The sequence below is a fragment of the Streptomyces sp. NPDC021749 genome (assembly GCF_040640655.1).
GTDB lineage: Bacteria > Actinomycetota > Actinomycetes > Streptomycetales > Streptomycetaceae > Streptomyces.
The window spans coordinates 341,086-348,640 of record NZ_JBFACE010000002.1; the positions used below are offsets into that span (position 1 = coordinate 341,086).

8 protein-coding genes are annotated in these 7,555 nt (G+C 74.6%); 4 read left to right on the plus strand and 4 right to left on the minus strand.

Going from position 1 to position 7,555, the window contains the following annotated elements; all coding sequences use genetic code 11:
* Window positions 1-90: 90 nt before the first annotated feature.
* From AB0G35_RS03385 to AB0G35_RS03395, 3 genes are all read right to left on the minus strand, one after another.
* Window positions 91-474 (minus strand): DUF6415 family natural product biosynthesis protein, encoded by a 384-nt coding sequence (locus AB0G35_RS03385; protein ID WP_360942893.1) that lies wholly within the window; start codon window positions 472-474, stop codon window positions 91-93.
* Between the two features lie 73 nt (window positions 475-547).
* Window positions 548-1,738 carry a helix-turn-helix transcriptional regulator gene (locus tag AB0G35_RS03390; protein WP_360942896.1) on the minus strand — a complete coding sequence of 397 codons (1,191 nt, stop codon included), beginning with the start codon at window positions 1,736-1,738 and terminating at the stop codon, window positions 548-550.
* A 141-nt stretch (window positions 1,739-1,879) separates the two neighbouring features.
* Window positions 1,880-2,872, minus strand: a complete 993-nt coding sequence (locus tag AB0G35_RS03395) for a LysR family transcriptional regulator (protein WP_360942899.1) — start codon at window positions 2,870-2,872, stop codon at window positions 1,880-1,882.
* Between the two features lie 137 nt (window positions 2,873-3,009).
* Between AB0G35_RS03395 and AB0G35_RS03400 the strand changes: the two genes are divergently transcribed.
* A complete protein-coding gene (locus AB0G35_RS03400) occupies window positions 3,010-4,395 on the plus strand; it encodes an MFS transporter (protein ID WP_360942902.1) in 1,386 nt (461 codons plus the stop codon).
* A gap of 143 nt (window positions 4,396-4,538) precedes the next feature.
* Here AB0G35_RS03400 and AB0G35_RS03405 read toward each other — a convergent pair whose 3' ends face one another.
* Window positions 4,539-5,453 carry a hypothetical protein gene (locus tag AB0G35_RS03405; protein ID WP_360942905.1) on the minus strand — a complete coding sequence of 305 codons (915 nt, stop codon included), beginning with the start codon at window positions 5,451-5,453 and terminating at the stop codon, window positions 4,539-4,541.
* A 289-nt stretch (window positions 5,454-5,742) separates the two neighbouring features.
* Here AB0G35_RS03405 and AB0G35_RS03410 point away from each other — a divergent pair, with 289 nt between their 5' ends.
* The 3 genes from AB0G35_RS03410 (at window position 5,743) to AB0G35_RS03420 (ending at window position 7,523) form a co-directional block, all read left to right on the plus strand.
* The gene (locus AB0G35_RS03410; RefSeq protein WP_360942908.1) at window positions 5,743-6,228 is read left to right on the plus strand and encodes a DUF6153 family protein; all 486 of its coding nucleotides are present in this window, start codon (window positions 5,743-5,745) and stop codon (window positions 6,226-6,228) included.
* 98 nt (window positions 6,229-6,326) lie between these two features.
* Window positions 6,327-7,025, plus strand: coding sequence for a DUF305 domain-containing protein (locus AB0G35_RS03415; protein ID WP_360942911.1), 699 nt, complete (start codon window positions 6,327-6,329; stop codon window positions 7,023-7,025).
* A gap of 270 nt (window positions 7,026-7,295) precedes the next feature.
* Window positions 7,296-7,523 carry a chaplin gene (locus AB0G35_RS03420; protein ID WP_360942914.1) on the plus strand — a complete coding sequence of 76 codons (228 nt, stop codon included), beginning with the start codon at window positions 7,296-7,298 and terminating at the stop codon, window positions 7,521-7,523.
* Window positions 7,524-7,555 lie beyond the last annotated feature (32 nt).

Genomic DNA, 7,555 nt, shown 5'->3' on the forward strand with positions numbered 1-7,555 from the left:
CTGCCCTGCAGGGAGGGGCGGTTGGGCACGGCGGCGGATCGTCTCAGGGGGCCGTGTCCGCCGTTCGGACGAACGCCAACGGGGCCGGGCTCATCGCCAGTCCCTCGCGGTGTGGGTGGCCAGCAGGTACTGGCAGTCCCGTGTGAGGTGCCCGATCTGCACGTGCGCGGCGAGGACGTCGGGCCGGAGCTGCTGCCCGGCCCGGTGCTCCGTACCGTCGAGTCGGGCCGCGAGCTCACGCGCCCGGGTCTCGTCCCCGCGGCGGCTGAGACGGCGGATCTCCTGCCGGGCGAGGGGGACGAGGAGGGCGATGTGCCCCCGTAACTCCTCCTGGGCCGCTGCCAGCTCGGCACGATCCGGCCGTCCGCTGCCGAGGCGCAGCGCGCGCCGGATCGTCTCGCTGATGGTCTCTACGTCGACCGGGTCGCCGCCGATGACGGAAGACGCCGCCAGCCGTACACGCTCGGTGTCCATGCTGTCACGGTAGGAGCGTGTGACCAGCGCCTCAATGGTAGTTTCCCGGCCCCGGCAGCCGAAGTGCCAGCTGCTACAACGGGACTGACAAGGCGTCCGCCAACTCCCGCATCCGCGGGGTCAGCGTCCGGCGCTTCTGTACCACGTCGCCCAAGATGTCCTGCGCGTAACGCTGGCTGGCCAGCCACTCGGGCGCGTTCGCGTGCACGTCGGCCAGTACGTCGACCGCTTCCCCGTACTGCCTCATCATCGTGTGCGCCTTCGCCACGTCCAGCCTGTGCCGGTGGTACTCCGTCGACACCGCCAGCGCCGGCCGCTGTCGAGCGCTCGTGCGGCGGGGCCGCTTCGCCGCGCGCAGGACCTTGTCCGGCTCGTCAAGGACGATGTGCCGCTCGGCCGCCTTGTAGCGCACGGTCGTGGGGCCCCAGGTCGTGAGCCGCTCGGTACCGCGCGGCAGCTCACGGCCGAGCATGACGGACACCGACTGCGCGAGGCGCATGGTGTCGGCTGCCTCGCCACGCCGGTTGTCCCGCAGGTTCGCGGCCGAGGCCTGCAGCAGAAGCCAACCCCACGCTGCCAGTTCCTCCGGCGTCGCCCTCGACATGCGTGGCTCGACGTCGTCGGCCCAACGCGTCGCCAGCTCCCGAGCTGCTTGCAGTCGACCTTGGCGGACGAGAAGCCAGCTCCAGGTAGTGACCACCGCCGCTGCGCGCAAACGGTCAGGCGCGTCGTCCAAGGCGCGCTGCAGCGCGGTCTCCGCGGCGTCGAATTCGCGCACCTGCGTCAGCACCGACCCCGCAATCTGCAGCAGATGGGCGCGCACCCCGCGGGCAACGGCCGAGTCCCCGAGCGCGTCGGCATCGCGCAATGCCGGCGCCAGGAGCGCCGAGAGGTCGGCGAGACGGCTGCTGAAGTACGCACTGCGTACGCTGGGCAACAGTGCTTCCACGCCCTTCACCGTCGGCGGTTCCGCGGGACCGCCGGCGCCGAGCTGGACGGCGAGTTGGAGAGAACGCCACTGCTCGGCAGGTTCGACCCCGGGCTGGTCGTCGCGCTCCAGCAGTGTCGTGGTGGTGACACGGAGAGCGGCCGCGAGTTTGTGGGCAGTCTCCATGCGTGTGCCCGGTGCCGTGCCCTGTTCCAACTGCCGGACGAGGGACACGGACACCCCGGAGGCATCTGCAAGTTCTCGCTGCGTCAGTCCGCGGCGCTTCCGGATCGTGCGGACGCGGGCGCCGATGTGCATGTCGGCGTGCTCGGGCATACGCGACTCCGTTCTGGCTCGACACCAGAACGGTACCCCCGGCAGCCGGGGGTGAGCGATCGAACGGCCCCCGCTCCGTCGGGGGCTGTTCGCGTGACTGCCGTGTTGGAAAGGGCAGTTGTGGCACGGCGGCGCGTCAGCTCAGTAGGCCGCGGTCGCTCCGGCCGCTCCGGCCGCTCCGGTCGCTCCGGCCGCTCCGGTCGCTCCGGCCGTTCGTGCGTCGTCCTCGCCGTGGGTGACCCCGGGCAGCGGATCCGCCCGGCGGGCCAGGTCGATCAGGGCCCGTACGGCGGGCTCGGCCAGGCCGAGGCGGGGGTGCCACTGGGCGAGGATGGCGACCGGCTGGAGGCGTTCGGTCAGCCGCAGCGCGGTCAGTTCACCGGCCGCCAGTTCGCGGGCGACCGCCAGTTCCGGGAGCAGTGCCACGCCGTGCCCGTGCCCGATCAGCCGCAGCAGTGCGGACAGCGAGCCCACGACCATCGTGAGCTGGGCCCCCGCGAGCAGATCCCGGCCGAAGCGGTCCACCAGCATCTCGGAGGTGCAGTTCCGCTCGGCGACCAGGAAGTCGTACCCGAGCAACTCGGCGGGCGGCACCGGGTCCTGCCGGGCCAGCGGGTGGCCGGGGGCGGCCGCGAGAACGGTGCGGTCGTGGCCCACCACGGCGTGCGGGCCGAGCACCCGCACCCCGTTGTCGTACTGGAACACCAGGTCCAGCTCGCCCGCGGCGAAGGCGGGGTGGAGGCGGCTGCGGCTGGCCACCGTCAGCTCGATGTCGGCGCTCGCGCCGGGCCCGCCCGCGCCGTACTCCAGCGCCGCCAGCACCTCCGGCAGCCAGGCGTGGGCCAGCGACTCCTGGGCGCCGATCCGCAGCCGCGGGCGGTCGCCGAGCGCGGCCCGGCGCATCCGGTCCTCCAGCACCAGCGCCTCGCGGGCATGCGGCAGCAGGCGCCGCCCGGCGTCGGTGAGCGTCGCGGCGGATCCGCCGCGGGTCAGCACGGTCGTGCCCAACTCCGACTCCAGTCGCTTGAGTTGGGCGCTGACGCTGGACTGGGCGTAGCCCAACTGCTGGGCGGCTGCGGAGATTCCGCCGTGGTCGGCCACGGCGACGAAGGCACGCAGATAGCGAGTGTCCACGCGGTCAGGATGCCACCGGCCGCCGGCGCTGCTGGGGGGCGGTGGCCGGCTCCGTGACGGCGGCCATCGGAATTCCCGATGGGCCCATCGGAATTGCGTCGTCGCGCGCCGAACGGGCCCCGGGCGACGGTTCTCCCATGTCCACCGACAGTTCTCTGACCGCAGACACTTCTCTGATCGCCCCGCCGTCCGCCCCGCCCTGCTCGCGGCTCGCCTTCGCCGGTATCGCGGCCGGGAACCTGCTCGTCCTCCTCGACACCTCCATCCTCAACGTCGCCGTCCCCGACCTGGAGCGCGACCTCCACCCGGCGCCCGCCGCGCTGCCCTGGACCGTCGACGCCTACACCGTCGTCTTCGCCGGACTGCTGCTCGCCGCCGGCGTGTTCGCCGACCGCTGGGGCGCCCGGCGGCTCTACCGTGGTGCGCTCTGCGCGTTCGCCGTGCTGTCCGCGCTCTGCGCCGCCGCCCCCGACGCCGGTCTGCTCATCGCCGGCCGGGCACTGCTCGGTGCCGCCGGGGCCGGGCTGGTGCCCGCCTCGCTCGCCCTGCTGATCGCGCTCCACCCCGATCCCGCCCGCCGCACCCGCGCCATCGGCGCCTGGGCGGCGCTGAGCGGACTGGGTGCGGCCGCCGGGCCGGTCCTGGGCGGCTCCCTGGTCGAACTCGGCGGCTGGCAGCTGGTCTTCCTGGTCAACCCGCCGCTCGCGCTGGCCGCCCTGCTGCTGGCCCGTCGGCTGCCGGCCCCGCCGGTCCGGGCCCGCCGGGCGGTCGACCGCACCGGTCTGCTGCTCTCCACCGCCGCACTCGGGGCGCTCACCTTCGGCCTGGTGGAGTCGGGCCTCGACGGCTGGGCCGCCCCCGCCGCCTGGGCCCCGATCGCCGCCGCGCTGCTCGCCTTCGCCGTACTGGCCCGGTGGGAGCGCCGGGCCGCCGCCCCCGTCCTCCCGCCCGCGCTGTTCGCCCTGCCGCGGGTCCGCGTCGCCATGGTGGCCGCGGCGGTGTCCTGCTTCGCCTACTTCGGCGGGCTGTACACGCTCAGCGTGTGGCTGCAGCACGCGTACGCGCTCTCGCCGTTCCGGGCCGGCCTGGCCGTCCTGCCGCTCACCTTCCCGGTGTGTGTGATGCCGTTCTTCACCGGGCGGCTGGTGGCGCGGTACGGGGCGCGCCCGGTCCTGCTGACCGGCATGTCCGCCGCCGCACTGGCGGGAGTGCTGCTGGTCTGCGTGAGCGGGCCGCACCCGCCACTGCCCCTCCTCATCGCGGCGGAACTCGCGCTGGCCGCCACCGGCACCCTGTCCATCCCCGGTGCCGCGGCCGAGATGGCCGTCGCCGCGCCACCCGAGTCCGCGGCGACCGGCCAGGGGGCCCTGAACGGCATCCGTCAGGCGGGCTCCGCACTCGGCGTCGCCGTCCTCGGCACCCTGCCCGGGCTGTCCGTGGCGGGAGCCGTGCTCGTCGCCGTCGGGCTGCTCGCCGTCGTCGTCCTCGTCCGGGGTGGGCGAGTGGTCCAGGACGCCGCCTGACGGCCGGGCAGGGACGCAGCCCCTCCGGCCCCGGCCGGCCGGAGCGTCGCCGCATCCGCATGGACGACCGGCGAGGAGCCCGGCACCACCGGCGAAGGGGGCGTGGCGGGACCTCGGGGGCTGCTGAACGACGGTCCGGCCGGTCAGAGGCAGACGACGCCGAGCACGCAGAGGTGGGACGGCGAGGTCGGCTCGGTGGACGGCGAGCTCGGCGACGTCGAGGGCTGCTGATCCGGGGCCGTCGACGTCGTCGAGGACGTGCCCGAGTCCGAGCCGGAGCCCGCGGGCTGCTGCGCCGAGGAGCCGCCCGAGCCCGTGTCGGAACCCCCGGAGGAGGCCGGGGCGGCCGCGGGTGCCGTGTCGGTGTGGCCGGAGTGCCCGCCCGCCGCCGGTGCGGCCGCGGTGTGGGGTGCCGTGCTCGGGGCCGCGGCGGGGTGCGTCGGGGTGGCGGAGTGCGCTTGCGGGGCCGCCGGGGCGGCGGAGTGGCCGGCGCCCGCGTCGGGCTTCCGGTGGCGGCCCAGGGGAGCGCGGTCGCCGGGGTGCCGGGAGGCCCGCCCGTCCGGCTCCTCCGACGCGGTCGGGGTGCCAGGTGCGGACACGGCCTCCGGGTCCGGTGCCGCGGACGCCTGGGCGTGGGTGGTGGCGGGCCGGTTGTTCTGCAGCAGCGTCGCGGTCACCGTGCCGCCGACCAGCGCGAACGCGGTCGCGGCCACCGCCCGGCGGCGGTACTTCTTCCACCGCGCCAGCTGCCGGCGCCGGGCGGCGCGGCCTTGTCCGGTGCCGGTGGCGGCCGGGACGTCCGCGCCCTCGGAGGCCGCGAGGCCCGCCTCCGGTGCGGTCCCGCCGGCCGTTTCCGCCCGCGCCGGGGTCATGACGTCCTCGTAGGAGGCGGCGGCCGTGGCCTCCGGTGCCTGCCAGGACTCCCACAGCGCGGCCGCCTCGGCACCCGTACGGTCCTGGCGGTGGGAGGGCGGGGCTATGTCCGGGGCGTAATCGCCACAACCCGGGCAGACGAGGGCCCCGTTGAGGTTCCGGCGGCACGAGGAGCAGTAGTCCATCTGCGAGCTTTCTGTGCTGTCGCGCCGCCAGGGGCGCCGGAGACCGGATTACCATCGCACTCGGGATCGAGCGACCAGCAACGCTAACGGCGCCCCCCGGACGCGGTACGAAGAGGTTGTGACGCTTCCGTGCAGATTCCCGGGCGGCGGCCCCCGCATGACCGACAAGCCCTGATGAATCCGGTACGGGCAGGCGGGACTTCGCGGCGGCGCTGTGCGACGCGGGTCACAGGACGACCCTCGCGGTGCCGGCGCGGACCCGCCGTACGGGCTTCCCTACGATGGGCCCGTGAGCATCCGCGAGCACGCGTCCGCCCCGCAGCCCCGGCTGCGGCTGAAGGTGCTGCTCGTCCTCACCGTGCTGGCGGGGCTGCTGGGCATGCACGGACTGGCGAACACCGGTGCACCGCCGACCGCCCCGTCCCGGCCGCACGCCGCCCACCAGCACGGGCAGACGATGGTGAGGGCCGCCGCGGTCGCCCACCACGCCGGGCGGCACGCCTGCCCGGGCCACGGCGAGCACGCCTGGCAGGGCCACGGCGAGCACGCCGACGACGGCGCCCGGAACAGTGGCGGGGGCAAGGGGCACACCCACCACGCCGACCCGACCTGCGCCTCCGGCGCGCTGCCCGGCGCCGTGGTCCTGCCTGCGCTGCCGGCCTCCCTGACGGGCGCCGCCGACCACGCGGTGCCCCTCGCGGGCCGGCTGGCGGACGGCACGACCGGTGCCCGCTCCCCGCCCTCCCTCGCCCAGCTCCAGGTCCTGCGGCTGTAGGACGCGCCCGCCCGGCGCAGCGCCGTACGCCCTCACGGCAGGCCTGCGCCGCGCACGAGCACGCCCACAACCCACCGACCTCTCAGGAGCTCTGCGTGATGCACGCGACCCGTCATGCCCGAACCGTTCTGATCCGCCGCGCCGCGCTGGCGGCGGCCACCGTGACCGCGGCGGCCCTCACCCTGTCCGCCTGCGGCAGCGACGACGGCAAGCCCGGCGACGCCTCCCCGGGCGGCAAGCCGTCCGCGACCGCCGGCGCGTCCACGGGCACGCACAACGCCGGCGACGTCACCTTCGCGAAGGGGATGATCCCGCACCACCGTCAGGCCGTGGCCATGGCGGACCTGGCCGCGACCCGGGCCGGTTCGGCAGACGTCAAGGCGCTCGCCGCCGCGGTCAAGAAGGCCCAGGGCCCGGAGATCACCAAGATGTCCGGCTGGCTGAAGTCCTGGGGCGAGAAGGTCCCGCAGGATCACGACATGGCCGGGATGCACGGCGGCACACACGGCATGGACGGCATGGACGGCATGGACGGTATGCCGGGCATGGGCCACGGTGGTGGTCGGCCCATGCCCGGCATGATGAGTGCCGAGGAGATGGCGACGATGAAGAACGCCACCGGGAAGGCGTTCGACACCCTGTTCCTGAAGCTGATGGTCAAGCACCATCAGGGCGCGGTCGCGATGGCCGGCACCGAGCGGAAGCAGGGCGCGTACGGGCCGGCGAAGAAGCTCGCCGCTGACATCATCACCGCCCAGAACGCGGAGATCGCCACGATGCGGAAGCTGCTCGGCTGACGCCGGGTCCCCACCGGACCCAGGGAACGGGGCGGGCACCCAGGCGCGGCGCCGGTGCCCGCCCCGTTCGCTCGGGTGGGCCGGAGAGGCGACAGGGGCAAGGCCGAGGCGCCTTCGCTACGGTGGCGCGCCGGCGTACGCGGCGACATACGGTACGCGACGCTCCCACCCGTATAGGGGGTTTCCTTCCCTGGCTCGCGCTATGGGTGTTTTCCGGTGCGGGGCGCGGAGACGCTTCGGGCGAGTGTGACCTCACCTTCAGGAGGAACCATGCGCATCCGTACCGCACTTGCCGCCACGGCCCTGGCCGCCACCGCCGTTCTGGGAGGTGCCGGTGTCGCCGCCGCCGATTCGGGAGCGGGGGGTGGGGCCCTGGGCTCGCCAGGTGTGATCTCCGGCAACACCATCCAGATCCCGATCCATCTGCCGATCAACCTGTGCGGCAACAGCGTCGACGTCATCGGGTTGTTCAACCCGGCCTTCGGACCCGGCTGTTGAGCGACTGACCGAGCAGAGAAGGGCCCCGGCCG